Here is a 26340-nt window from a genome sequence, read left to right on the forward strand (position 1 = left end):
GATGGAACACACAATTGTTTTGACATTCGAGACGATGCTGAAAAAACCGTATCGTTTACGTCTCGCCGGTGCCAAACCGGAAACGTCGGTCGATGAGATCAAGGCGCTTGGTCAGCTGATGGTCGAGCATGATCCATTTCATAACGGGCTCGTCAAGTTGAGCCAAGCCGAGCTCCAAAACAGTTCGGAATCGGCGTACGTCATCTAATCAACGAAAAGTTCTACCGTCATCATCACCCGTAGAGGTGATGGTGACTTTTTTTTGGTATACTAGAATCATCAAACAGCTGGAAAGGAAGTCAATTTATGGCCAAACGCCCTCTTACGCCCCGCGAATGTGAACTTGTCGTCAGCAGTCTCTACGTGATGGAGCTGATTCCGTTCGAAGGCATCATGGAACGACTCGAATCGATCACACTGCGCGACATCATCGGACCGGTCGCTTCCGGCGAGATGACCCGGGAACAAGCCGCCGACGCCCTCGATCAATACATCAAGGTGCGCCGGCGCCGCTTCCGCAACGTCCCGCCGGAACACCTCTGGTCACTTGACGACCGGATGGAGCAGGAAGCGTTACGGATGATCCGGAAACGGGCTCCGTTGACGGCGGGTGAAAAACTTCAACCCAAAGCGATTCCCTTTGAAATGGGCGATACCGTCGAGATGACCGTGACCGAAGTCCAGGAACGAAACGGAAAGGTCAACGTCATCGGAAAAGTTGGTCAAGTGACGGCAAAGCTTCCGGTCGCCAATCGCCAAGCGGTCAAGAGCAGTAAAAAACTGTCGGCTTGGGTGACGGGAATCGAAAAGAAACCCGCCTTGATCCACTTGTCGACATCCGACTACGGTAAACATCAGCCGTCCGACGACGTAAAAGAAGCCTATGTCACGGCGGTCGCCGCACTACGGCACTATTTCGAGACGAACACCCTTCCCTCGACGGAAGAAGTCGACCTCGCGAAATCGTTGTTCCAACGGATGATCCGTCGTGACCAAAACGATTGGTTCACGGTTTATGTCGCGATGGGGCGTCCTCAGCTCGATCATGTCCGGCGCTGGGTCAAAGTCATCCAGATGCTCGGCAAGTCTCTCCGCGGCGACGAAGAAGCGACACGTCTCTTGGCGTCACAAGAGGACCGGTTCTTTAAAGATGCGTTACTGCGTGCGTGCCGGGCGGCTGAAAACAACTTTTCTACACCTACGTAAGTCTTTCGACTAGGAAGAAGCATTTTCCTCGTTCGTTCGTAAAACATTTTGACCAACCGTCCCGTCCGTCTGTTTTTTCAAATAGACCGGGGCGTTTTTTTTGAGGAACAAAAAAAAGACCGACGGGGGTATGCCCCGTCGGTCCGACGTGTTACGTGATATCAATCGTTGATTCCAGTGCCCGGCACGTCCGGCGAACAGTCGGAAGGAAATCCGTCCGTTTGGCGACGCCACCTTTAATCCGGAAATGTTGAATCCCTTTTGTACGCTGGATCGCGGTCAAGACCGTCACAAGTTCAATGAACCAGTTCGAGATCAATTCGACGACCTGCTCGTCAAAAGCTGCTGCTCCATACACATCATATCCATTGTCGCAGAGATGGTTCGGGAAACGCTCCTTGAACCGAAAAATCAGTGTAGCCGTCGTCGGAATCGAAAAGTGATCGAAGATGATCCGTTGTTCGTGATCTGTTTCCTTCTCCGTCAGTCCATCCATCATCAACTTCGGTTGACTCCCAATATTTAGAGTCCAACTTGTTTTCTTTCGTTCGCCAGTGGAAGTGATCGTTCGCATGGTTTCGTCCATCTCCTTTGATGTGTAAGCGTTTACCTCTTCATTTTACAAGCTCGTCAACAGTTCCTGCAACCGTCAATCTCTTAAAAATGAACGATGACTTCATCTGACGTATAGTCTATCAAATTTTCGCCGGCTTGACGATGTCAGTAATTAACAACTTTTTTCCTAATGGAACACGTCTTAAGCCCTCCGCTCCGGATTTTTGTCGACTTTTTGACGACGACGTGAAAAAGTCGATCCTGTATGTGAACGCTCTCACTGTTGCCCGAGAACAGACTTCACAAAAATACTATTAGCCACTAGCGAAATATGATACCATTCAGTGGAATCACAGAAAGAGGAGAGAACAATATGCGAAAAGTTTTTCGATTGAGCATCTTGTTCGTACTGATCGTCCTCATCGGTAGTAGCATCATCTACTGGCAAAACCGGGAACGTGTCCAAAATGAACTGTACCGCACCTATTATGGACAATACGGTGTCCCAGCCGAGAACATCGACATCTACGAACAAGCCGGTGACCGGTACGAGGTCGATTGGAAGTTACTTGCCGCGATTCATCGCGTCGAGACGATCTTCTCGAAATCGTCCGCCATGCAGTCTTCTGTCGGCGCCATCGGTCCCTTCCAGTTCATGCCCAAAACGTGGGTCGGATGGGGCTATGAAGGTGGGACGTCACTCGGCGACATCGAGCACGACGGGATTGACTTGACCGACCCGGACGCCATCAAACAATATGGTGGTCTTGGTGTTGACGCGAGCGGAGACGGTAAAGCCGATCCGACTGATTTGACGGACAGCGCTCACACGGCAGCGAAGTACCTCAATCAGCATGCCGTCACGACACGCTCTGACCGAGGGACGCTTGAATCTGCCCTGTTTGAATACAATCGCAGTGAACAGTATGTCAGCGACGTCCTCAGCCAATACGATGCGTACCAGCAGCAAATCGAGCCGATCGATGCGAACGACCTCGATTTCAAGAAAGAGACACTCGCGCTACTCCTTCGCATCAGCTTACGGTTGACCAATTAAAAGGAGGCACCACCATGACACAACCCGATCGTTCGACATTGACGATTGAGGAATCGTCGATCCGCGTCCAGACGACGTTTGACGAAGCTAAAACGAAACGGTATTTACGCAGCTACATCTTTGACGACATCGCGGACGGCACGCACGTCGCCGCCTTGATCTATACGCCGCGGACGACGGACGCCTTTTTATCCGGAACGACGACGCAACGCGCCTATAACTTGATGAAGAAATACGTCGAAGGTCCGGTCCAGCAGTATGACATCATCAGTCTGATACCGGACCTGCTCGCCAGCGAGGATTTACCCTTTGCCCAGGCGAGTTTCGATGAAGTCAACTATGAGTTCGTCGAACAGACGTTACGGCAGGTCAAGGAAAAGAACGGGGTCGTCTTATGCGGCTGGGGATCGCCCGGCCGCCTGATGCACCACCTCCCCGCCTACGAAAATCTGTTCGATCAATATGCCGACATCCTGTATTGTTCCGGGATCACCTCTAAAGGTGAACCGAATCACCTTCGTTTGACTGTCGACGACAGTCCGATGATCACGTATCAGGATATGAAGTTAAAAGCGAAGAAGTTAAAGCGTAAGTAATTCTGCTCGTCAGGTGTTCTTCCCGTATGATTGTTGCGGAAGAACACCTTTTTTGCAGACTGCCTTTTTCTCATATCTTGCAAACACGCCATCAATTAAATACGACTCGAAAGAAGGTTAGATACTTTGACATTTTGGGATGAAGAAGAAAAGTTGACAGCCCCTGCTTTACTTCAAGCGGACATTCATAGGATTCAAACAGAACTTACTGGTCGTTTTCCTGAAAGCTACCTAGAGAAATTATCAGAACAAAACGGAGGATCTGTCGTTTTTAATGCTGTATCAGTGGATTTTGAAAACACTTGGTCAGAATCGGGCGCTCAACCGTTTTTGCCATTCTCCTTCATCCAACCGTTATCTTACGATGTTTACCAATCAAACGTTGGTACTTTACCGGAATGGGATGTAACCGGAAAAAAGATGATCTTTGCCCATGGTGGTGGCAGTTACTTCTACTATTTCAATTTTGAAGACAATGCGCACCAACCGTCCGTCTGGTGTCTGGATCTCTCAGTTATTTCTAATCATTTGGTGGCAAGCTCCTTTGACGAACTACTGACGCAGTTGTCTGTTCAGGAGAGTGAGCCACTTGATGCAGATGACGCTTCTATGAGTTTTTTGACGATGGCAGAAACTCTCGAATTAATTGATCACGGCGATGAGGATGACACTTTACTTGCATACTCCCATTGGATGGTGATTGGTCAAGAACTGGAACGATTGGTACGTGAATTGATGCAACGGATTGAACAGAGTAATAATGAAGATCAGATTGACAGTTATGCGGGATACCTAGCCGAGACAATGAGCAATCATTCAGAAAAACTGCAGAATTCTCTTGAAGACGTCATCGACTTATTGAAGAGCAAACATCTAATTACAGATTTGAGTGATCTTATCGAATGGTTGGATGAAGAAATGTAATGAAAAACGGGTCATGCAGTTTGGTTTTATGCTAATTGACCAATTGATGTTTGCATCAAAAAGAAGCGATGGACGTGTCCACCGCTTCTTTTTGATTTTTCGTAAATCTCACCGTCTTCATCCGACTCCTACAGGGAAAAGCGCAGCGAAGCCTGCGCTGTCAGAGACAAACAAGACCCGGATTCGCGGTTTGGAAAACCCGCGAATCCGGGCTTGTGTCTCGCCTGAGGAAAGCGGATGAAAAGACAGTGAGATGTTGCACTACCTTGCTTTTTTTCAGAACAGCATGATTTCAAGCAGGCAGTCGACGAGATCTTTCTCCAGATCCAGCGCCTGCAGCTGGTGCATCAAGTTGACCGGCTCCAGACGTTGCGACAATAACCGATACAAGCGGTCCTTCAGATCATAGCCGATCTCCGCCTGATCGAGGAACGTATACAACCGCTCCATCCGGTTATCGTTCGTCGACATGTCGACTTGGAGCGACAAGACTTGTGTCTCACTGACCTGTCCGAGCTCAACCGACAATGATTGGGTCTTGTGATCATACTGACTCGGCAAGACATTCCCGTCACGCGAGACATGTCCTTCGTTGACACCACGCAGGATCAACGTGATGTTGCGTTGACTTGGCAACAACTCCCGTTTGCCGAACGGCGTCGCGATCGTCAATGTCCGCGCTGCCCAGTCGAGTTCGAAGGCCGTCTCGACATTTTCCCCGTCGCGGTGGGCAACACCGACGTTATCATCTTCAAATAACGTGAACTGGTTCGACGCTCCCGGAAAGACGAGCAACTCGAGATGTTCCGGATTATGAAGCGCGTTCGAATGTTCGAGGTGTTGACCAAGCGGGACGATCGCCCCAGCCTTCGCAAGAACTCCTTGATCCTCGAGCTTGCGGAACAGACGCATCTGTTTGCCACCCGTATACCGGTGACCGGTGAAGAAATCAAACCATTCGCCGTCCGGTAACCAGGCCGTCGTCGCCGCGACATGCAAGTTCGGATTCATCGGTTCGACGATCGGTGTGACCATCAATTCCGTCCCGAAATAATATTGGTTCGGAACCGCATAGGCCAGTTCGTCTTCCGGATGTTCGTAATACATCGGGGAGACGAGCGGAAGACCGTCAAAGTGGTTGCGGGCGTTCATCGTATAGATGTACGGGACAAGTTGATGACGGAGACGTAAATACTTCTTCATCACCTGTTCCGATTCGACCGAATACCGCCACGGTTCTTTCCCGTTAAAGATACTCATCGTACTGTGCAGACGCATGATCGGGCTGAAGACACCGTACTGTAACCACCGGGTCGACAGTTCATCGTCTTTTTCCCCACGCTGGTGTCCCCCGATATCATGACTCCACCAGCCGTAGCCGATGTTCGAGGCCGTCGCCGTGAAATACGGTTGGAATTTCAGTGATGCCCACGAAATCAACGTGTCTCCCGAGAAACCGACCGGATAACGGTGACTGCCGGGTCCGGCATACCGTGAGAAGATCAACGGGCGGTTACCGTCACGGGCGATGTCGAGAGCATGGTAATGGTTGAGCATCCAGAGTGGATCAAGGCCCTTCATCTTCGAGTTTGCGCCCTGTTGCCAGTCGATCCACCAGAAATCAACGCCGTCCGCTTCATGCGGGTGATGCAGTTTCGTGAAGTAATGTTCGATAAAATCACGGTCCGAGAAGTCGAACGGAATCCGGTCTTCCGTATCCGGGTCGACGCCCAACGCAACGGCCATCGCTTCATAGGACTCTTCAAAACCACGGACCCCGTCCGCCGGGTGCAGGTTGAGCGTCACCATCCGGTCGTCTGCTTTCAGCCATTGCAAAAATCCTTTTGGGTCCGGGAACAGATCACGGTTCCACGTATACCCGGTCCAGCCACTGCCGTATTTCTCCGGAATGTCCGTCACGTGCCAGTCCATGTCGATGACACTGACCGAAAACGGGACGTCTTCCGCCTTGAAGCGGGTCATCAAATCTTTGTATTCCTTTTCATTGTACCGCCAGTACCGGCTCCACCAGTTCCCGAGCACTTGGCGCGGCAACATCGGGGTCGGACCCGTCAGACGATAAAAATCTTTTAAGGCTTGCTTATAGTCATGGCCATATCCAAAGTAGTAGATGTCTTGCGCGCCTTCTTGACGCGGTTCGACGAAATGATCTTCCGTCAGGACGAAAGAAGCGGAGTCATCAATCGCCGCATAACCTTGTCTAGAGATGATTCCTTCTTCGAGCGGAATCTCCCCGTCGGCATGATCAAGCGTCCGTGCCGTTCCTTTTAAGGTCCGGAGCGGTCCGCCATAGGTGTAGCGGCTGTAATAGGTGCTGAAGTTACCGAGAACATCGATATACAAGGTGTTCGAAGCGAATGGTCCTTTCGTATAATGCAAATGGACGTGTTCCGTGATGATTTGCAGCTCGGTTTCGTCTTCGACGATCCGGAATGAGGGAACCGGAAAATCACGATTCCAGACCGTTTGGGTCGGACGGTCTTCAAACCGTCCATCTGCTGCGTACTCGAGTCGAATCAGACGACTGGTGAGGACGGTGAAGCGGTACGTGTCGCCTTGGACAATCGCTTCCGGTCGTGCCAATGGTTTCATGTCTCGGGTATAGAAATGGGATTCGTCAATTGTGCGCATACGGGATCAGGACGCGAACGCCCTTGTCACTTCCTTCCAATAGATAAGTGTGCAACCGATTACACTATTAGTGTATAGGACTTGTTGTTCCCGTTTCAAGTGACAGTTAATCAAAAAAACGCACCATCCTTTGAAATCAAGGACGATCCGCTTCATTTTTCAGAGCAATGGTGAAATCAGACGTGAAAACGATTCGAAGATCCGGAACCGCATCGGTCGTTTGACATAATCAGCGGATGACAGCTGAATCGAGACCTCAAAATCATCGATGAAATCGCGTTCGAGTCGACCGGCACTCTCAGAGTCATACATGAAGGCCATCAGTTCGTAGTTCAAGACAAAACTCCGGATGTCCATGTTCGCCGTCCCGACGACGGCAATCTTCCCGTCGACCAAAAACAACTTCGCATGGACGAAATGACGGTTGTACGTATAGATCTTGACACCGTCACTCAGTAACGGACCGAAGTACGACCGTGTCCCGTAGTAGGATGTAAAGCTGTCCCCTTTTCCGGGAGTCAAAATCCGGACGTCGAGTCCCGCCCGCGCTGCAAGACGAAGCAGTGTCATCGTCTCATTATCCGGAATCAAGTAAGGGGTCGAAATCCAGATCGAGCGTTGGGCTGAAATGATGGCGGCGATTAGAGCGTTACGGATCGCCGGATCTTTGGATGTCGGTCCACTCGTCACGACCTGAACCGCGCCGTCTGATTCGACATCATGTTTCGGGAAATAGTGTTGAATCGCTTCATCACCGGCAAACGTCTCCCACGTATCACTGCCCTCTAAATGCGCATACAACCAGTCATCGAGGAACGTCGCCTGCAATTCCTTGACGGCCCGCCCTTCAAGCCTGAGATGGGTATCACGCCAAAAACCAAACTTCTTACTTTTGCCGTCGTATTCATCGCCGACATTAAGTCCGCCCGTGAATCCGACCTTGCCGTCAACGACGACAATTTTCCGGTGATTCCGGAAGTTTGCCGTAAAGATGAACAACGGACTTGAAATCGGGTCATAGGCGGCAATCTTCGCCCCTGCTTCCCGGAGTGGCTTCAAAAATCCCTCCCCGAGCATATAGCTGCCGAGACCGTCGAACATGAACCGGACCTCGACCCCCGCTTCGAGCCGTTCGATCAAGGCATCACGGATCGCTTGACCGGTCTCGTCGCTTCGATAAATATAATACTGAATATGGACATGGTGTTTTGCCGAGCGAATCATCCGTAAGATTTCCGGGAACGTCTCACTCCCGTTCGTCAAGATCTGACTCGCCGTGTGGACGTCGACCCCTCCGCCGCCAAAGTTCCGGATCGTATTGGCAAGCTTCAAATGATTCGGTGGCAACTCACTGACGGCAAGTGACCGAACAGGACGAATCGCCTGTTTCAGTAACATCCGTTCGTCATGTGACCGGCGATTCCGCCGGCGTCGACGCGGATTGCGCCCAAACATCATCCAGATGATGACGCCAAGGATCGGCAGGAAAATCAAGACCAGGAACCAGGCGATCGTCGACTCTGCCGTCCGGTTCTCAATGAAGATGATCATGATGACCGCGAGCGGGACGACCGTCGCCGAAATCGTTAAGACATAAAATAAATAGCCGAGCTGGTACAATCCCCAGATGATACCGCCAGCTACTAAAAACACGAGCGCGAACTGAACAAGCCGATTGCGCACTATATTTCCCCCTCTACAACATACTCTTCTTGTATCATTTCCCTCTCTTCTCTAAAAATATAGCAAAAAAAGAAACCACGGATGTGATTTCTTGAAAAGTTGACCTATTTTGAAAAATTCATGTCGTACATCTCACGCCCCGGAATCGGATCCCGGAGTGATGACCAGTCGTTTTCATCTGCTCGGACGAGACAGGCATCAAACTGTGCTTCGAGTGTTTGTTGATCAAAGCCGATGCCAATCAAGACCAGTTCCGTCCGGCGATCGTTGACACTCTCAAAACGTCCGGCATATTCCATGTTCGACGCATATCCTGCTTGATTGAACAACAGCGCGATTTCCGGACGGGTCGCGAGATACAAAAAGCCTTTGGCGCGGACGACTTCTTCCGGCCACGCCTCAATCAAGGCCAGCAAACGTTCCGGATGAAAAGGGACGTCACGCGTGTAGACAAACGAACTAATCCCGTATTCTTCCGTCTCCGGAACATGTTCCTCGGCATTCAGCTCGCGAATCCAACCGGCGCTTGCTGCCGCCTGTTCGAAATCAAACAGATCGACGTCCAAAATCTCGGCCGGATCGACCTGAGCATAGGTCGTCTCGATCAGTTTCGCGATCGGATTCAATGCTTTCAAATAGCCGATGACATCGTGTTTTTCATCATCTGTAAGGCGATCGATCTTATTTAATATAATGATATCAGCGAACTCGACCTGATCAACCAGCAGATCCACGACTTCACGGACATCCGTCTCGTCGACCGCCTGCTGCCGTTCAATCAGCGATTCACCGGATTCAAAATCCTTCAAGAACCGGTAGCCGTCGATGACCGTCACCATCGCATTGATTTTCGTCGTTTCCGTCAAATCAATCAAACTGTCTTCATCGATGTATGTAAAGGTCTGGGCGACGGGAATCGGCTCGGAGATCCCGCTCGATTCGATGACGATGCCGTCGATATTGCCTTGGTCGACGAGCCGTCGCACTTCAAGTAATAGATCGTCGCGTAACGTACAGCAGATACATCCGTTTGACAACGTCACGAATGATTCTTCCGTCCGCGAAAAACCACCTTGTTCGATCAACGTCGCATCGATGTTGACCTCACTCATATCGTTGACGATGATGGCGAGCTTACGCCCTTGCCGATTGTTCAATAAATGGTTCAATAACGTCGTCTTGCCGGAGCCGAGATAACCGGATAGAACGGTGATGGGAATCGGATGCATATTCAAATCTCCTTTTTAGTCAAATCGTAATGATTACGTTTTAAATAGTAATCGTTCCGATTTAGACTGTCAACTGATTTTGTCCCGATAAAAAAAGCTTTCTCCGTTCCGGTCTGTGATACCGGGCCGGAAAAAGCCTGTTATTTGATGATGATTGGTGTCGCTTACTCAAAAAACGACGTCCGGATCAAACGGACGATTGTCTCGGCCGCTTCCTGTGAGAACCCGGCAATCGTATAATGATTCGTGTTTGGGATCACACGGAAAGTTGCGTCCGGCAGACTCTCCGCAAACCGTTGATGGGCAGCGTTAATCCGTTTCGTCAATTCCGGATGCAGCCAGTTTTCCGGCATCCCGCCGGCCCAGTCGGAAGCCGATAAAACGAGCACAGGGGGTGTGACATGGGCGACAACCTGCAAGACGTGTTGATTGTTGTCTTCAACCGCCTGCCACTCGTCTAACGTTCCCCGCCAATGGTTTTTCCGTGCCATGTTCCGCCACATCGGTACCCGGTCCGCTTCCGGCAGACTCGTGAACATCCGCGCGCCGAGATCGTCGGGGATCAACCAAGCGATTGGTCGGACATGACTGAGCCCGTATAAAAAGCGGTTCCATTCCTCTTGTGTCCGTTCGTACCAGTTCGGCAGTTCGGCGTCGACTTCCGGATGCGACGGATCCAGTAAGACGATCCCCGCTGTGTCGTCCGGGCGGCGGCGTCCGAGTTCAAGCGAAATGTAGGCCCCCAGTGAATGCCCGATAAAGACGAACGGTCCGCGAATCGCCAGCAGATCAAGGACCCGTTCCAGTTCGTCCGCTTGTTGCGTGAACAACCGTTTTGATTTACCACGGGTCGATTTGCCGTACCCGAGCCGTGAATATTCAAAGACCCGTCCTTGTTTCAATAATTCACCGCGGAGCCAGCCCCACTGATGATGACTCGACATCATCCCATGATCGAGGATGAATGTCACATTTCCTGTTCCGGTCAGGCGGGTGTCAAACCGTCCGTCCGCTGTATCCACAATTCGTTCCATTCCAACTTCCCCCTACTCAAATAAAGCCAGATCCATCTCATAACCCAGCAGATTCAGATAATCAAACAATTGTGACCGGTGGTGGTACAAATGAACGGCTGCTTCCAGCAGCCAACCGGTCGAGCCGTCCGCGACACCCCAATAGGTCGGTCGGGTCAAAAAACCGGTCATCAGCCGTTGTTCGTAATACTGAAACGACTCGTCCAACCGGTCCACGATTTGGTCTATTGGAACCGGTATCGCATAGAAGTCCGCCATCTCGGAAGCACTTGCCCCCGTCGCGATCCGTAAATCGGCTTCGAGCAAAACCGCGAGATGGACCGCCACCTCATACACCGACCGCTTGCCGGGAATCGGTCGTTTCTGCCAATCGTCCGCTTGAATCAACCGGATCAGTTCCTTGGTCGTGCGGACACCGACTCCGACATGCCGCCGTAATGCGGTTTGCCACTCATCCATGATCTGACCACACAAGTGCCCGTCGTTCCAGCGCTTTGACGAAGGTATTCTTCCCGACGATGTAGGCGTCGATGTCTTCCGGATACTGGTTCGCCAATTGTTCTTTGATTTCACTATAAGCTTCGACTTCGTCCGGATGTTCCCGCAAGTAATCGCGAAAGATGACGTGACGGGTGATTTCCGGATTGCCGCTCGCATAGAGATGAATGTGATGCGTCCGGTCGTCTCCGCCTTTTCGGTAATAGCGGCGGCCCGGCATCCCGAACTCGCCTTTCGCTTCATAGCCGATCTGTTCCATCGCAACGTCAAACGCTTCGATGCCGTCGAGTGAATCAACGACCGGCAGGATATCGAGAATTGGTTTTGCCGACAACCCAGGGACTGACGTGCTGCCGATATGGTGCACCGCAAGCAGCCGTTCCCCGAAAACCGTTCGGAGCCGCACGGCTTCCTGCTCGAACTCGTCCGCCCATGACGTCTGATATGGTATGACGATGACTTGTCGCATGAAATCCTCTCCCCTCGTCTTCAGTATGCCAGTTTTGTCGGAAAAATAAAAACGACTCCTCAAATGAGAAGCCGTTTTGCTGTCTTATTTTTTCGTGATGAAGTAACGCGATTGATCGAGACGGTCCGATGCTGTATAGATGTTCATCTTGTATGAACCTATCGCAAGACCCGTCCGCATCTTCAGGACGTAGTTGCCGTGGTTGTCGGCCACGTCCTGGGCAATCAATTGATAACCGTTGCTTGTTTTTTCGAACAAGCGGACGATTTGACGTTTCTCGACTTTGCCCGTTAATGTCTTTTTACCCGCCCATTTTTTGACCGGATACGTGTTTTTGATGGTGAATGATGCTTTTTTCGTAATTTTGTTTGAGATGTCCGTCGATTTGACTGTGTACGTGCCTGTCATCAAACCGTCTTTGACCGGAATCTTGAAGCCGCTTGCCGTCGTCTTCGCTTTCGCGATTTTCGTCGACCCTTTATACAGCGTGACATCAAGTCCTTCCGTCGCTTTTCCCGTCAGGACCGTCGAACCGTAGACGGCCGATTTCTTGTCGATGGCCGGTGTCGCGACGACACCTGTCCCGACCGTAACCGTCGTTTCTTTTTTCATGAAGCCGAGTTCCGAGACGACCGTCAGTTTGTCGCGCAGTTTAACCGGACGAACGGTGACGGCATACTTGCCGGTTTCGTCTGCTGTTGCCGTACCAAGGACCGTCGTGCCGTTTTTCACCGTGACTTTTGCTCCGGCGACGGCTGTTCCCGTCACAAGTTTTGCACCCGGTTTGACCGCACTGACGCTGACGTTAAAGTCTTTCATCGGCACGTCGAGTTTAAACTTCAAGAATGTCCCTGTCTCACCAGCCCGTTTAACACCTGTGTTCGTGATGCCTTCGTACCGTTTCGTGTAGTCGGCTGCCGCTTCGGCTGAATCAAAGTCCACCGTAATCGGTGTACTCGCAACGAGCGACCAGTTGTTGTCCGCTTGGTAATCCACCGGCTGTTTTGCTTTGATGAAGTCCGAGATGACGTTGCGTGTTTCGTAAGCCGATTTGTAGACGATATTTTTTCCGCCGCCAAGACCCGGGAAGCTGGCGCTGCCGGCACGGTAGTTGTTTGTTGCGACGAGGAACTCTTGATCGTCCTTGATTTCCTTGCCTTGATACTTGATGTTTTGGACACGGCTTGCGTCTTCATTGACGACCACACCATTGAAATCAAACTTCGCCGGTTTCGTGATATCGATATCGTACGTCAGCCCGTCCAGAATATCGAAGTTATAGCTACGGAACTCTTTGTTCAACAAGTCTGTTTTCGCATCCGTCACTTCATTGAATTGACCGGCTGACATCTCGAGCCAGTTCTTGACGTCAGACCCTTTGACTTTGACGACTTCGAGTGTATTCGGATAGACGTACAGATCGGCAACGTTTTTCAACGCGATTGGACCTTTTTTGATCAATGTATAGTCTGACGCATTGACTTGATTACGACCGCCTGTTTTGAATGGTGCACCAGCAGACAGAAGTGGTAAGTCTTTATATTGAGCAAGATCCGCGTTTTCTTTGAGCTGTTTTTCAACGTACCATTTCTGTGCATTCGTGACGAACTGGACCGAATCATCATCTTGAACAAGGGCAAAGAAACTTTGGATATCGTCATTGATTGTTCCGACTTGTTGGCGGATGTAAGCGAGTGTACCTTCGTGCGCTTTTTCGATCAATTTGACGGCACCGGCATCTGCTGTCGTATCTTTCGTGACGTCGGCCAGTTTCGCAGCCGATGTATCGACGACCCATTTATCGCCGTCCTGTTTCAATTGCAGATCAATCACGCCGACGTTTTTCCCTTGTGTGTTGGCCATAACAACCGGCTTGCCGTTGATGAGACCGTTTGTTGCGTCGACATTCGGTAAACCGTTAAAGGAAGATTTCGCATCCGGAAACTTCCCGTGTTGGTGACCGGTCATCAAGACATCGATGTCTGCGATTTTCGTTAACGCGTAGCCAACGTTTTCGTCGCCATCTTTTTGATTCTCTGTATCGCCGATTCCTGTATGGGCGAGCGCGACGACGACGTCTGCACCGGCGTCTTTTAATTTCTTCGCCGTTGCTTTAGCGACCGGTACGATATCTTCCGCTGTCACTTTGCCTGTCAGGTTACCGGCATCCCAGGCCATGATTTGTGGTGTGACGACACCGAAGACACCGACTTTGACCGTCTTCATCTGACCGTTTTGGTCTTTGACTTGACGTTCGATGATTTGATAGTCTTTGCCGTCTTCATTGTAGTCCGAGACGATCGGCTTTTTCGTGACTGCATCGAGGACATTTGAGTTTACAAACTTGATTTCGCCTTTAGACGCACTCATCGCGTTTTTCAAGAAGTCGAGTCCGAAGTTGAACTCGTGATTCCCGAGGGTGACGGCGTCATAACCGAGGTATTCCATCAGCTCATACATCGGGTGTTTGCCTTTGTTGCCTTGATCATATTGATTTTTGACGTAATCGCCAAACGGTGTCCCTTGGAGCGTATCCCCGTTATCAAACAGGAAGCTGTTTGATTCCCCGACGACGTTCTGCTCTTGTTTGATGACGGTCGCGGCTTTGACAAGACCAATCGTCTCATCCTGCGTATCCTTGAAGTAATCGTAGTTCATTGAGTTTGTATGTAAATCAGTCGTTTCTAAAAAACGAAGTTTGACGACGCTGTTATCGGCGGCGAGTGTCTTGACTTGAATGACAGGAGCAAGCATCGGTGCGATCAACGTGCTGGCAATGACGATTTTTGTAACTTGTTTCATCTGATTTCCCCCTAAGTATAAATGACTGCTCAACTAATTTAACACGCTTTCAGTGTAGCTTATAGCGTCTTTGAATAGGTCGGACATCCGTCTTATTTAACTCGCTTAACCAATTCTGAATACCGGCTTTACAGACTTCATGTCTACTTTACAAACCAACTCAAAAAACGCCGGGTGACCTCCTCAGGTCGTCCGACGTTTGGTTGGTTCATGCAGTTGGTTTTCGTTTGATGACAAATCCGATCAATCCAGCAATCAGTGCCATCCCGGCGGCATAGAGCGGAGTCAGTCCAGCGGGTTGCTGGGAAAACTGCAACAAGGCTTCGTTGCGCCAGGCAACCGTAAAGTCCGCCGTCGTCGCTTGAGCAACAAGGAAACTCATGACACCGATCAGGACTGCGAAAACAATCGGATCAAGAATTGTCTTGAATGCCCGGATACTTACGAGTAAATACAGAATAAACGGAATCAGAATCAAGATCCAGTACGCACTTTCCGAGTTGAACGGCTCCGGCGTGACTCCTGCTGATTCGGCATCAAGCGCTTGAATCGTCTGCCTTGCGATACCGTAATCAATTGGTTCAAGATTCAACCGGGTATCGGATAAATCGGGACGTTCACCGCCGAGAATCGTCAACAGTTGTTCTGTCACCCGATCCGTGTCGACTTCTGCCAAAACATCTTCAATCGATTGATTTAATTGACTGGTCGAGGTTTCACCGTTCAGCATCGTCACCGGTACATCAACGTCCGCACCGAGCACATTCGCTTTGTAGGCAATCTGCCCACCGTGCAACAAGTCGTACATGCCGCCGCTACCGGCATCAAGACTGGCAACCGTCAAGGCCGTTCGAAGGGCCGAGTCGCCGTCGTACTGAGATTCATCCGTAATGACGAGATACAGCTGAAGACAGCTCGCAAACATCAGGACAAGCAAACTCCCCCGGGCTGCCGCTGACAAACCGGATAACCCTTGCGGATACAGTGCCAGATAACTTAATCCAATCACGATGCCAAGCGCGAGCAACCCTTGCGCCAACACACCGTCCTGGAACGATAAAAAGGAAATCGAGTCACTGCGCTGAACGAGCATGAACCAGCCGATCCACGCCGTCACTAAAAAACTGACGGACCGGACTGTCCAGCCGAGCCGGTTCGCTTTGATCCGCATCAGTAAAAAGAGGATAAAAACAAATACAATGCCGAATACTGACAGCAATAAGGAACCATAGGTCACATCAAACGTCAGCGGTGACAACACTTGATTCAAATCAATTCCAAAAATCGAGAGAACATCCCCAGCCGAACTCGCTCCGAGTACTTGGTTGATGATTGCTTCCCGGACGGCACCCGGCATTGTCACGTCGAGTCCGCCGACGAACAGCAGCATTAACGTCACCATCACGTCATTACTGCCCCAGGTGACGTTCGCGTCCTGCATTTGTGCGACAAGTGACTGATAATCACTTGAGGACTCGATTTGTCCGGTCACGACCGTCATCAGACCATATAACACGGCAAAGAAAATCAGACCAAATCCAATCCCGAACACGAGATCCATGATCGAAAAGCGTCTGTTGCGCCGCTCTTGTCGTTGCTCCATCCTCAATCCCTCCTTTTCCTTTGTTTGATTATTCCTGTTCTGTCTCATTCAGAAACGCCAGTCGTCTTATTTTTGTGACGATTGGTCATTTCTGTACGCTACACTTTAATTATAACCAATTATGGATAGAAGAGGGATTTTGATTCCATGAGGAGGAACGACGTGTCAATAACAGAAAACCATGCAACAGTATTTGAAAAAATCAGCAGACAATTAAAACTCGGTTCCATCCTTGCAGAGCCGACTGCACTATCGGGTGGTCTCCTCCACAAGATGTTTCGTCTTCAAACAACGCACGGGACGTATGCTATTAAGTTACTAAATCCGAACATCCTCTCCCGTCCGGAAACCCGGCAAAATTTCATCACTTCGGAACGAATTGTGTCGGCTTTACAAAACGAGGTCGCAGCCGTACCTGCCCTTTCGTTTCATGCTTCCGCTCTGCAACAGATCGGTACGGATCATTATCTTGTTTTTCCTTGGACGGAAGGCATCATGTTGAAGATCCATCAGATCAGACCAAATCATGCGTATCACATCGGGGAACAGCTTGCACGGATTCATCAAGCGGATCTTTCCTTGCCGGTTCAGCAGACTGCCGATTCAAATTACTCCCCTGTTGAGTGGGATGTATTCCAAGATCAAATTCGTCAACAAAAACTGGAGATGTTAGAACCTTTCATTGCGGCATTGGATCAAATCAAACAATGGGATCAAAGGGTCACTACTGCTATGACACAATTGGCAGGATCTACTGTCCTCAGTCACCGTGATTTGGACGCCAAAAATGTCTTATGGAACTCCGACGTACCAACCATCATCGACTGGGAATCGGCCGGACCGATTCATCCGATGCACGATTTTATCGAAACTGCCCTTTACTGGTCGCTCGACGAGAACAATCAACTGCACTATCCGCATTTCGAGGCTTTTACGAAGGGATATTTTTCAACCGGTGCAAAACTCCATTTTCCAATTGAACCGGCTCTTTCTGCCGGTTACGCCGGTAAACTCGGATGGCTCGCGTATAGTTTGGCAAAAGCGCTTCGCCTTGAGCCCGTAAACGAGCAGGAACAACAAACTGCCGTCCAACAGGTGTTTGAGACGTTAACTGCACTCAAAAACTATGAAGCCCTTTGCCCGGTGATCCGAAAGTGGTGGCAGTAAAATGGCGAGAACACCCCTCGTATGAGGTAAGAAGGAATTAAACCGATATGGCGATGGAATACACTTTCCTCATGACTCTGATTGAAATGAATCGATACGCCAAAGCAAAAATCTTGTTTGACCATGCTCAGCGAACAGTTGTCCTGCCCCATCGTCAAGACGTCGCCTGCCTGGAGTATTTCTTGTTTTTAGCGGAAGTGCCCGATCAAGTCACACCAAAACAAGAAGCCCTCGCTGTGGCGAATGAAATCTTACGGATGGAACCAAAGAATCAAATCGCAAAAGACTTTTTGAAGGAGAGTGGCTTGTCCACATCGACTCATACATCCACTCTCTTGCATACGTTTCGGACGTTCGGGTTCGTCGGTACGGATGAATTGCCCTACCATCTGATCCACCACATGAATCGAAGGAAGGTCGAGTTCATGATGCGGACTTACGTTGATGGGAAGAACGTCAGCTATGAGTTCCAATTGCAAAGTTTCACCGATGACCGGGAAGACGCCGATTGAAAAGAAGGGACGTATCGTCCCTTCTTTTTTTATGCCTGATTTAACTGTGACTTGTTCGTCATCAACCGCTTGAGACCGCTCGGATTCCGCGACAGCCAACATTTCTCGGTCGAACAGTTATCTGCACTCAAAAACGATATCGTGTTTACCGACAGTGACACGTTCAGCGGCGTGTTCACGGGTGGTACCTTCTTCAAGACCTTCGGACGTGGCGATTGCTACGTCTCGTTGCTCGTCAGTCGTAACTAGGGCGACGAGCTTCTCTAGGTCTTTCTTGCTGACCGTGATCGTCACGTTCCAGTCGGCGCTGTTCGCCAAATCATCCTTCAGTCGGTCCAGTGCTTCCATCTGTCGACACCTCCGTTTGTTCTGATTCATAACTTGAAAGCGGTTCGTTTACTAATGCTTTAATTACATATTGGCATAAAAGTATTTTCCCGGTCCGATCGTGTGTGGTGTCGGCAGGTTCGGGCACGACTTTTATGTTATTCGAAGAAGTAATCAAAAATTCTTTCACACGTCTCGCCTCTTCAAACTGATTCATATGTTCCGAGATTTCTTCCGTGTAATAGACCCGTAGTAGCAATTGAGGACTCGCGGTTTTTCGAAATTCTTCTTTCAAGATTCTTTGTTCTAAAAAGTATTGATGACTCAAAACACGAAATGATAGTGGTAGATTAATCCATTTTCCTTCTTTGTTATCCAAATATCCGATTTGGATTGCTTCAGGTGACTCAATATACCTTTGAAAAGCTTTTTTGTTTCTCGGACTAGTCTGTTCTGAAAAATTGCCCTGATCCTCTGTACACGTCAATAGTAATCCAGTACGTTCATTTTTGCGGTCCGTGTACAACTTGGAGTATAGAGTGTACTTAGGAAATCCTCTGTGGTAGGAATGATAAAAGCTTTCGTTTATCGCACTATCATCCGCAACATCATCTGATTCGAATTTTAAATTTCGATAGTCGTCCGCATTTAAAAGATGGAAGCTATAACTGATATTCGTTGCTGTCCCCATTCCTTTATTCTCTAAGAGCATCGCACCCGGATTGTGTAACGCGTCCAAACTTTCTGTTGTGTGAAACCTCGCTTTATATGAATGAGGAGCGAATAGCGGAACAAGGAATTCTTTCTTCTTCAAAGCTAAGAACGATCCTTTTTCAATACGATATCGCATGGCATTTGCATCAGCTTCACTTTTCGCAATCTCCAAAGCATTTTCCGCCACCCTGACAGAATCTTTTGCCGAGGCAGCGGAGCTTTTTGAATCCTCTCGTGCTGATTGAGCTGTCGCGAGTGATTTCAAGTTAACGAAAATACCAAGCGAAACAAACAACACCGTTCCGATACCGAAGATGATTTCAAATTTATCAGGGAACACATACAGTAACGAAGCTGTCGAAAGGATGATTATTATACCGAAGACGATGATGGTAACGTTCGAAGGAGTGTTAAAATTTTTATTTACTTCCAAATAAGACACCTCTGTTTTTTACTCATCATACCAAATACTTGAAAAAATAAAAAAAAAGATGACGGGTACCATCGATTACTTTAAATGTATGTATAGATCCTAAGCTTGATTCTACTTCAAAATATATTAAATCGAATGAACGTATCTTATTAAACTGATTGATCGGAATAGTGCGGACACTTGTGTAATGCAAAAAAGGAATGCAGGCTTGTGCGGTTCAATACATCAATCATTTTCTACTTTTGTGTCTGTATAACATATGATGAATCTGTTCTAAAAAACATGAAAGATATTCTTAATATAAACTGAGCCCTTGAGTTTGGATAGTTTAATAAAAGCACCTTGAACGTTTTAATGACCGATACATACAACAAACCCTCATTTCGTAATTGAAATGAGGGTTTGTCTATAATCTGAGGGACTTCTTTCAATTAAAGAAGTCCCTACTTTTTTAATCATTCCTGATCTAATTTTGATTTATCGTCTTTTTTCCGATTATTGTACTTTTCTTTATTTTTCATGGCTTCCGGAACAATAGGTGATTTTAAAGCACTCACGATCTTTCCAACTGAAGTGCTTTCTTCTTCAGCATTCTTAAGTTCTACCGTACCTTGGTTAGTAATTGCAGTATGCCAGTCCTCAGATTCTAAATAACGTGTAGCGAACATGTATTGATGACCTTTTTTAACATCTCATCTTCATTATATAAAATCAAGACGCTATTTCCTTCCGAATCTTTATCATATCCACCAAACTGATTAACAATGACTTCTCCTTTTAACTTGCCCTTTAAATTTTTGTTCACTTTTACCGAATACTGTGTTTCCGGCGTTCCATCAAGTCGTTTACTCCCAACTTCTTGAATGACTTCTCCAACAAACACATTTTGAGCAGCACCAACTAAAATTCGATCATCAGAAAAATCAGCCACTTCATTTAAATATGCATTAACAATTTTGACCGGCTTCTTTTCTGATTGGTAATGATCAAATCCATAAACAGTCAGGCCAATAACTGCTGCTACTGAACCTATTAAGAATTTTTTCATAGTTAACGCTCCTTATATTGGATTAATAGCCCCAAAGAGTTCGATAATCTGACTTATCGTGCGAACCTAAAACTTCATAACTGTAAAAGCCAGATCTCAACACGTTTCCAGCAAGTCCGTGATGATCTAATCCAAGAGCATGTCCCATTTCATGAAGTGCTGTGTGCTTTCTTTGAGAACTCGTGAAGTCATAAAAATAATAATCATTGTAGGAGATGGATTGTCAACACTAAACTAGACAATCTTCTTAAGGAGTGATTGTTTGTAGCGAACGGGGCTTTGATAATCCAATGTACCGTGTATGCGAAGGTGGTTGAACCAATTCACGTAATCCTGGAACTCGCGTTCCAGCTCCGTCAAACTCGAGAACACTCGTTTTTTGACAAACTCTGTCTTGATGATTTTAAACGTGGCTTCCGCGACTGCGTTATCGTACGGACAACCCTTTTTGCTCAACGAGCGACGGATTCCGAACGTATGAAGGGCATCCTCAATCAGATGGTTGTTGAACTCTCGTCCTCGATCCGTGTGAAACATCCGGATACGACGCAAATCATGAGGAATGGAAGCGAAAGCACGATGGACCAGTTGCGCATCCTTTCGCTCGCCCACACTGTGACCGATGATTTCTCGGTTAAAGAAATCAACAAATACACATACATAATGCCATTTTTGACGGACCTTGATGTATGTCAGGTCACTGACGACAACGGATAGCTCTTCTCCTTGCTTGAACGCGCGATTCAATTCATTGGCTTCCATCGACTCGTTGCACGCTTCTTTTTTAGGCTTGAATTGCGCGAGCGTGTACGTAGAGACGAGCCCTTGGTCTTTCATGATGCGTCCGATTCGGCGACGAGAGACGCATTTCCCTTGTTTTTGGAGTTCAATCTTGATTTTACGCGTGCCGTAGTTCTCTCGGCTGCGCCGGAAAATTTCACGGATGGCTTCCGTCACATCGTCGACCGATGGTCGCTGTCTCGCTTCATAATAAAACGTACTTCTGGGTAATTGGAGGACGCTGCACATTGCTGATACCGAGTATTTATGTCGATTATTCTTGATCACACTTACTTTCGTCCCATGATCAGCGCGGCTTGCTTTAAAATATCATTCTCCATCTCGAGTTGTTGGACATGCTTCCGAAGCACACGTAGCTCACGCGCTTCATCTGACAAATTATCTTCTTCCTTAAAAGATCCGGTCGTCTTACTTTGGTTGATCCAGCGATTAAATGCCGAAGGCGTCAAGTCATATTCCCGAATGATATCGGCGCGTGACTTCCCATTCAAATGGAGTTGAACCATCTGTTGTTTGAATGAATCGCTAAAAATTCTTCGTTCCCGTTTATTCATGAAGGTGATTCTCCTCTGCTGTTCATAATTTTCCTAAGTCTAATTGACCTTAAGGTTTATGTCCAACTAACTGTAGACCATCCAGTTCTGAATAATTATAAAATCAGTGGGGACAGTTGTTACCTGCTCGAATGTCGCTTTCCATCTAACAAAGAATTGGATTCGTTTTTAGTTGATTTAAATGTGCATGTGAACTATCAATTATCCATTGTGATTAACAAATGAGTGAACGCGACTTCACGATTATGAACACACGAAAGCCTTGCCTCCGTCGACCGGAAGCAAGGCTCTTTTGAATTGCCATGATGTTTTTCTCTCTATTAGATGCCTTCGTAGGCGAGTTCCATGATCTGACGGAGTTCCGTCACGAGCGGCATTTTCGGATTCGCTGTTGTACATTGATCTTCAAACGCATCGACTGCCATCTTGTCGAGTTTCGCTTCGAAGTCCGCTTTTTTGATGCCTTGGGCTTTAAACGACATCTTGATGTTGAGGCGTTGTCCGAGTTCTGTGATCGCTTGGATGAGTGATTCGACACCTTGTTCCGTCGTTGCTGCCGGCAGACCGAGGTAACGGGCGATTTCCGCATATCGTTCATCCGCGATGAATGATTCATATTTCGGGAATGAAGCAAGTTTCGTTGGTTTCGCTGCATTGTAGCGGATGACGTGCGGCATCAGAATCGCATTTGTCCGACCGTGTGGTGTGTGGAACTCCCCACCGATTTTGTGCGCGATTGAGTGGTTGATGCCGAGGAAGGCATTGGCAAACGCCATCCCTGCCATCGTTGACGCATTGTGAACTTTTTCGCGTGCTTCCGCGTCTGAACCGTTATCGTAAGCGCGTGGCAAGTAGTCGAAGATCATCTTGATTGCTTTTAATGCCAGTCCGTCCGTATAGTCGTTCGCAAGGACTGAGACGAACGCTTCTGTCGCATGCGTCAAGACGTCCATTCCTGTATCAGCTGTGATTGAAGCGGGCACCGTCATGACGAATTCTGGATCGATGATCGCGATGTCTGGTGTCAATGCATAGTCAGCAATCGGATATTTGACGTTTTTCTCTTTATCCGTGATGACCGTGAACGGTGTGACTTCAGAACCTGTTCCTGACGTCGTCGGAATCGCGACGAACTTCGCTTTGTTTCCGAGTTCCGGGAATTTATAAGCACGTTTCCGGATATCGAGGAATTTTTGACGTAAGTTTGAGAACTTCTCATTTGGTTGCTCATAGAACAGCCACATGCCTTTCGCTGCATCCATCGCAGATCCCCCACCAAGGGCGATGATTAAGTCGGGTTGGAAGTCCCGCATCGCTTGTGCCCCGATTTCGACCGTCGTGACTGACGGGTCAGGTTCGACTTGGTCGAAAATCCGGTAGCTGACACCTGCTGGTAAGTTTCGGATGACTTTATCGGCGTAACCGAATTCGACCATCGATTGATCAGTGACGATCAAGGCCCGTGAGACGTTTTGAATTGATTTCAAGTATTGAACCGAGTTTTTTTCAAAGAAAATCTTTTCCGGTACTTTGAACCACTGCATGTTCACGCGTCGTCTCGCCACCTTCTTGATATTGAGTAGATGTTTCGCCGTTACGTTTTCAGAGACCGAGTTTTTCCCGTATGATCCGCAACCAAGTGTCAGCGATGGAGTCAATTCGTTATACAAGTCACCAATCCCACCGTGTGCTGACGGGCTGTTGACAAGGATTCGGCAGGCTTTCATCCGGAGTCCGAACGCTGTCATCAAGTCATCGTTCGTCGTGTGGATGACCGCCGTGTGACCGAGACCACCGATTTCAAGCATCCCGTTCGGCGACGTGGAAGGCGTCTTCTGTTGATTGGACGCTATAGGCACCAAGGACGGGACTTAGCTTTTCATGTGAGAGCGGTTCTTCGGTGCCGACTTTTTCGAGTTCGGCGACGAGCATGACCGTATTGCTCGGGACTTCGATGCCCGCTTTCGCTGCGATCCATGTTGCCGGTTTCCCGACGATGTCCGCATTGACGGCACATGTGTCGGTTTTGATGACAAGTGCTTCAAGACGTTTTTTCTCGTCTGCTGTACAGAAGTAGCAACCGAGCGCTTCCATCTCTGCCCGCACTTCTGCATAAATCTCTTGATCGACGATGACCGCTTGCTCGGAGGCACAGATCATTCCGTTATCAAATGTTTTCGAGAGGACCAATCACTGACGGCCCGCTTAATTTTTTGCTGATTTTTCGATGTAACACGGTACGTTTCCTGGTCCAACACAAGTGCCGGTTTGCCGGTTGAATACGCTGATTTGACCATGCGGCTCCACCCGTCGCAAGAACCATCGCGATGGTCGGTGTGGTTCATCAAGACTTTTGTTGCTTCGAGAGACGGTTGTTCGACCCACTGGATACAATCTTGCGGGGCACCAGCTTTAACGGCAGCGTCACGTAACGTTTTGGCCGCTTCAAGTGAGGCAATTTTGTGCGGACGGATGAAAGGCGAAGATGATCGGGTTGCGCGTTTTGATCGCAATCAACGCTTTGAACATCGTCGTTGATGTCGGATTCGTCACAGGTGTGACGCCACAGACGACACCGACCGGTTCCGCGATGTAGGTGATCCCCGTTTTGGACTCTTCTTCTAAGATCGCCGACCGTTTTTTCATCACGAAGACTGTTATAGATATATTCCGTCGCAAACATGTTTTTGAATCATTTTATCTTCAAAGACACCACGGTCCTGTTCTTCAACCGCAAGTCGTGCGAGTTCGACGTGCCGTTCGAGACCGGCAAGCGCCATGTCACGGACGATTACATCGATTTTCGTTTGATCAATGTTAATTAGTTCTTGTAAGCGCCGTTTGACCTTTCGCGACGATTTGATTGATTGCTTGTTCGACAGGTGAGACATCTTGTTTGATTTTTTCTTTGACAGCCATGTTAGGTTTCCTCCCTATTTTGGAACGAATCTGAGTCTGCATTTCCCTTACTACATGTTAGGAATGCCAAGCTGATATCGAGTAGTTTGTGCTTTCCTTCACAAATCAATCATACGCCTTTTGCTCAATTTGTGCATGACCATCCTGTGAACTATTTCACATGAATGAGAACGTTTTCATTAAAACAACCTGTTCTGACGCAAGGATCCGTCTTTTCATCCCTCTCCTGTGACAACTGTCACAAACAATTCATGAATCTGCTTGTCTGACCAATCGTTCATCGTGTACGCTAGGAATAGTTCCATCATTCATTTGTCTTAAAGGAGGAAGTTTCATGTCAATCGTTAATCAAATGCTTGCGTTTAATCAACAGTTCGTTGAAGAAAAACAATACGAACAGTTCATCTCGGATAAATTCCCGGATAAGAAGGTTGTGATTCTGACCTGTATGGATGCACGTTTGACGGAGCTCCTTCCACACGCCCTTGGTCTTAAAACGGTGATGCGAAAATCATCAAAAATGCCGGGGCCGTTCTGTCCCATCCGTTTGGTTCCGTCATGCGGTCGATCCTCGTCGCTTTGTATGCACTTGGTGCAGAGGAAGTCATTGTCATCGGACATCATGACTGCGGCATGAGCACGATTTGATCCGGCAAAGATGATTGCCGAGATGCAAGACCGTGGAATCAATGAACAGGTGTTGCATACACTGGATGCTTCCGGTGTCGACTTGAAACAATGGTTACGCGGCTTCACTTCGGTCGAGGAAAACGTCAGCCACCTTCGGTTGGTCTGATCAAAAACCATCCGTTGTTACCACCGGGAACAGAAGTCCATGGACTCGTCATCGATCCAGGGACCGGAAAACTCGATCAAGTCGATTGCTGAAGACCATTTAATGAAGAAGAAAGGTAGGACCTGTCTCAATCTGACGTCAGGCCTACTTTTTTGTGTTTTTTTCTTGACAGTCAAAAGAACGGTCTGTATGATACTTTAGTATAGTACAGTGATACCAAAAGAAAGCGTGGTTTAGTTACTGTTTAATGCCGTTATTATTGCCGTTGTTCTATTATTTTGTTTTAGCCATCTTCCGCGTCCATATCGTCCTCCGCGATGGTCCTCCAGTGCCTTGCCGGTGGATTTGATCGGCGGTCTTGGTCTCAATACGACGATCCGGAACGTTTTGCCGAAGGGCTGGCGCCGAGCCGAAATCCGCTCTTAGTTACGCCTGCTTGGCGCATTCGCCGTCGCCTTGTCAAAAACCGGTCTTCCGGATGCCTTGGCGCACGCTTTGATCACACGTTCCAAAGGATCAGCGGATGCGACATCCGTCAAAAAGCTCAAAGGATTCATCATCTTTGCGATTCTCTTGCTCGCCATCAGCTCGCAAAACGTCTTGCCGATCCACATCGCCTTTATTCCGATCATCATTCCGCCATTACTCGGTCTCTTTAATGAAATGAAGATTGACCGTCGTCTGATGGCGATCGTCATGACATTTGGTCTTGTCACACCGTACATGTTCCTGCCGATCGGTTTTGGTGATATTTATTTAAA

At 48.4% G+C, this 26340-nt stretch carries 21 protein-coding genes and 4 pseudogenes; 10 read left to right on the forward strand and 15 right to left on the reverse strand.

Annotated elements, in window-relative coordinates:
* Position 1 precedes the first annotated feature (1 nt).
* Complete coding sequence (locus P404_RS0100735; protein WP_026829727.1) at positions 2-208, forward strand: DUF2922 family protein; 207 nt, start codon at positions 2-4, stop codon at positions 206-208.
* A 98-nt stretch (positions 209-306) separates the two neighbouring features.
* Positions 307-1206 (forward strand): hypothetical protein, encoded by a 900-nt coding sequence (locus P404_RS0100740; RefSeq protein WP_026829728.1) that lies wholly within the window; start codon positions 307-309, stop codon positions 1204-1206.
* A gap of 151 nt (positions 1207-1357) precedes the next feature.
* Here P404_RS0100740 and P404_RS0100745 read toward each other — a convergent pair whose 3' ends face one another.
* A complete protein-coding gene (locus P404_RS0100745; RefSeq protein ID WP_236624198.1) occupies positions 1358-1792 on the reverse strand; it encodes a hypothetical protein in 435 nt (144 codons plus the stop codon).
* Positions 1793-2134: 342 nt separating this feature from the next.
* Here P404_RS0100745 and P404_RS0100750 point away from each other — a divergent pair, with 342 nt between their 5' ends.
* The 3 genes from P404_RS0100750 to P404_RS0100760 all read left to right on the forward strand — a co-directional run bounded on the left by P404_RS0100750 (position 2135) and on the right by P404_RS0100760 (position 4338).
* Positions 2135-2818 carry a lytic transglycosylase domain-containing protein gene (locus tag P404_RS0100750; RefSeq protein ID WP_026829730.1) on the forward strand — a complete coding sequence of 228 codons (684 nt, stop codon included), beginning with the start codon at positions 2135-2137 and terminating at the stop codon, positions 2816-2818.
* Between the two features lie 14 nt (positions 2819-2832).
* A complete protein-coding gene (locus P404_RS0100755; protein WP_026829731.1) occupies positions 2833-3414 on the forward strand; it encodes a DUF1643 domain-containing protein in 582 nt (193 codons plus the stop codon).
* Positions 3415-3540: 126 nt separating this feature from the next.
* Complete coding sequence (locus P404_RS0100760; protein WP_026829732.1) at positions 3541-4338, forward strand: SMI1/KNR4 family protein; 798 nt, start codon at positions 3541-3543, stop codon at positions 4336-4338.
* 276 nt (positions 4339-4614) lie between these two features.
* Here the strand turns inward: P404_RS0100760 and P404_RS0100765 are convergent, their stop codons facing one another.
* The 8 genes from P404_RS0100765 to P404_RS0100800 form a co-directional block, all read right to left on the reverse strand.
* A complete protein-coding gene (locus P404_RS0100765; protein ID WP_236624200.1) occupies positions 4615-6951 on the reverse strand; it encodes a glycoside hydrolase family 31 protein in 2337 nt (778 codons plus the stop codon).
* A 198-nt stretch (positions 6952-7149) separates the two neighbouring features.
* Positions 7150-8673, reverse strand: a complete 1524-nt coding sequence (locus P404_RS0100770; RefSeq protein ID WP_026829734.1) for a cardiolipin synthase — start codon at positions 8671-8673, stop codon at positions 7150-7152.
* A 104-nt stretch (positions 8674-8777) separates the two neighbouring features.
* On the reverse strand, positions 8778-9902 hold the full coding sequence (locus tag P404_RS0100775; RefSeq protein ID WP_026829735.1) for a GTP-binding protein: 1125 nt from the start codon (positions 9900-9902) through the stop codon (positions 8778-8780).
* A 164-nt stretch (positions 9903-10066) separates the two neighbouring features.
* Entirely contained in the window at positions 10067-10936 is an 870-nt protein-coding gene (locus P404_RS0100780; protein ID WP_026829736.1) for an alpha/beta fold hydrolase, read from the reverse strand.
* 12 nt (positions 10937-10948) lie between these two features.
* The gene (locus tag P404_RS0100785; RefSeq protein ID WP_026829737.1) at positions 10949-11395 is read right to left on the reverse strand and encodes a DinB family protein; all 447 of its coding nucleotides are present in this window, start codon (positions 11393-11395) and stop codon (positions 10949-10951) included.
* Positions 11388-11903: a GrpB family protein gene (locus P404_RS0100790; RefSeq protein WP_026829738.1), complete on the reverse strand. Its 516-nt coding sequence runs from the start codon at positions 11901-11903 to the stop codon at positions 11388-11390. Before P404_RS0100790 ends, P404_RS0100785 begins: the two co-directional genes overlap by 8 nt.
* Before the next feature lie 84 nt (positions 11904-11987).
* Positions 11988-14705 carry a bifunctional 2',3'-cyclic-nucleotide 2'-phosphodiesterase/3'-nucleotidase gene (locus P404_RS0100795; protein WP_026829739.1) on the reverse strand — a complete coding sequence of 906 codons (2718 nt, stop codon included), beginning with the start codon at positions 14703-14705 and terminating at the stop codon, positions 11988-11990.
* Positions 14706-14913: 208 nt separating this feature from the next.
* Positions 14914-16308 (reverse strand): hypothetical protein, encoded by a 1395-nt coding sequence (locus P404_RS0100800; RefSeq protein WP_026829740.1) that lies wholly within the window; start codon positions 16306-16308, stop codon positions 14914-14916.
* A 162-nt stretch (positions 16309-16470) separates the two neighbouring features.
* Here P404_RS0100800 and P404_RS17135 point away from each other — a divergent pair, with 162 nt between their 5' ends.
* Both P404_RS17135 and P404_RS17140 read left to right on the forward strand, forming a co-directional pair.
* Positions 16471-17475 (forward strand): aminoglycoside phosphotransferase family protein, encoded by a 1005-nt coding sequence (locus P404_RS17135; protein ID WP_051590438.1) that lies wholly within the window; start codon positions 16471-16473, stop codon positions 17473-17475.
* Between the two features lie 71 nt (positions 17476-17546).
* The gene (locus P404_RS17140; RefSeq protein ID WP_236624202.1) at positions 17547-17987 is read left to right on the forward strand and encodes a hypothetical protein; all 441 of its coding nucleotides are present in this window, start codon (positions 17547-17549) and stop codon (positions 17985-17987) included.
* 117 nt (positions 17988-18104) lie between these two features.
* On the opposite strand, the gene P404_RS0100815 is transcribed toward P404_RS17140, so the two are convergent.
* From P404_RS0100815 to P404_RS0100835, 5 genes are all read right to left on the reverse strand, one after another.
* The gene (locus tag P404_RS0100815) at positions 18105-18335 is read right to left on the reverse strand and encodes a hypothetical protein (protein ID WP_026829741.1); all 231 of its coding nucleotides are present in this window, start codon (positions 18333-18335) and stop codon (positions 18105-18107) included.
* Entirely contained in the window at positions 18307-19461 is a 1155-nt protein-coding gene (locus P404_RS0100820) for a hypothetical protein (RefSeq protein ID WP_026829742.1), read from the reverse strand. The genes P404_RS0100815 and P404_RS0100820 overlap by 29 nt, the downstream gene beginning before the upstream one ends.
* A gap of 455 nt (positions 19462-19916) precedes the next feature.
* Complete coding sequence (locus P404_RS17965; protein WP_026829743.1) at positions 19917-20129, reverse strand: hypothetical protein; 213 nt, start codon at positions 20127-20129, stop codon at positions 19917-19919.
* The gene (locus P404_RS17145) at positions 20108-20509 is read right to left on the reverse strand and encodes a hypothetical protein (protein ID WP_026829744.1); all 402 of its coding nucleotides are present in this window, start codon (positions 20507-20509) and stop codon (positions 20108-20110) included. The genes P404_RS17965 and P404_RS17145 overlap by 22 nt, the downstream gene beginning before the upstream one ends.
* 234 nt (positions 20510-20743) lie before the next feature.
* A protein-coding gene (locus P404_RS0100835) for an IS3 family transposase (RefSeq protein ID WP_150111962.1) occupies positions 20744-21864 on the reverse strand; the annotation gives its coding sequence in 2 pieces (ribosomal slippage) (positions 20744-21615 and positions 21615-21864; 1122 coding nt in all).
* Between the two features lie 84 nt (positions 21865-21948).
* Here P404_RS0100835 and P404_RS18355 point away from each other — a divergent pair.
* A pseudogene (locus tag P404_RS18355) lies at positions 21949-22089 on the forward strand (Lrp/AsnC ligand binding domain-containing protein); the annotation flags it as partial.
* Between the two features lie 95 nt (positions 22090-22184).
* Here the strand turns inward: P404_RS18355 and adhE are convergent.
* A pseudogene (gene adhE / locus P404_RS17150) lies at positions 22185-24783 on the reverse strand (bifunctional acetaldehyde-CoA/alcohol dehydrogenase).
* 334 nt (positions 24784-25117) lie between these two features.
* Between adhE and P404_RS17155 the strand changes: the two are divergent.
* Together P404_RS17155 and P404_RS18720 are read left to right on the forward strand one after the other, a co-directional pair.
* Positions 25118-25671, forward strand: a pseudogene (locus P404_RS17155) (beta-class carbonic anhydrase).
* Positions 25672-26035: 364 nt separating this feature from the next.
* A pseudogene (locus tag P404_RS18720) lies at positions 26036-26340 on the forward strand (sodium:proton antiporter); the annotation flags it as partial.

The organism is Exiguobacterium antarcticum DSM 14480 (genome assembly GCF_000685865.1).
Lineage (GTDB): Bacteria > Bacillota > Bacilli > Exiguobacteriales > Exiguobacteriaceae > Exiguobacterium_A > Exiguobacterium_A antarcticum.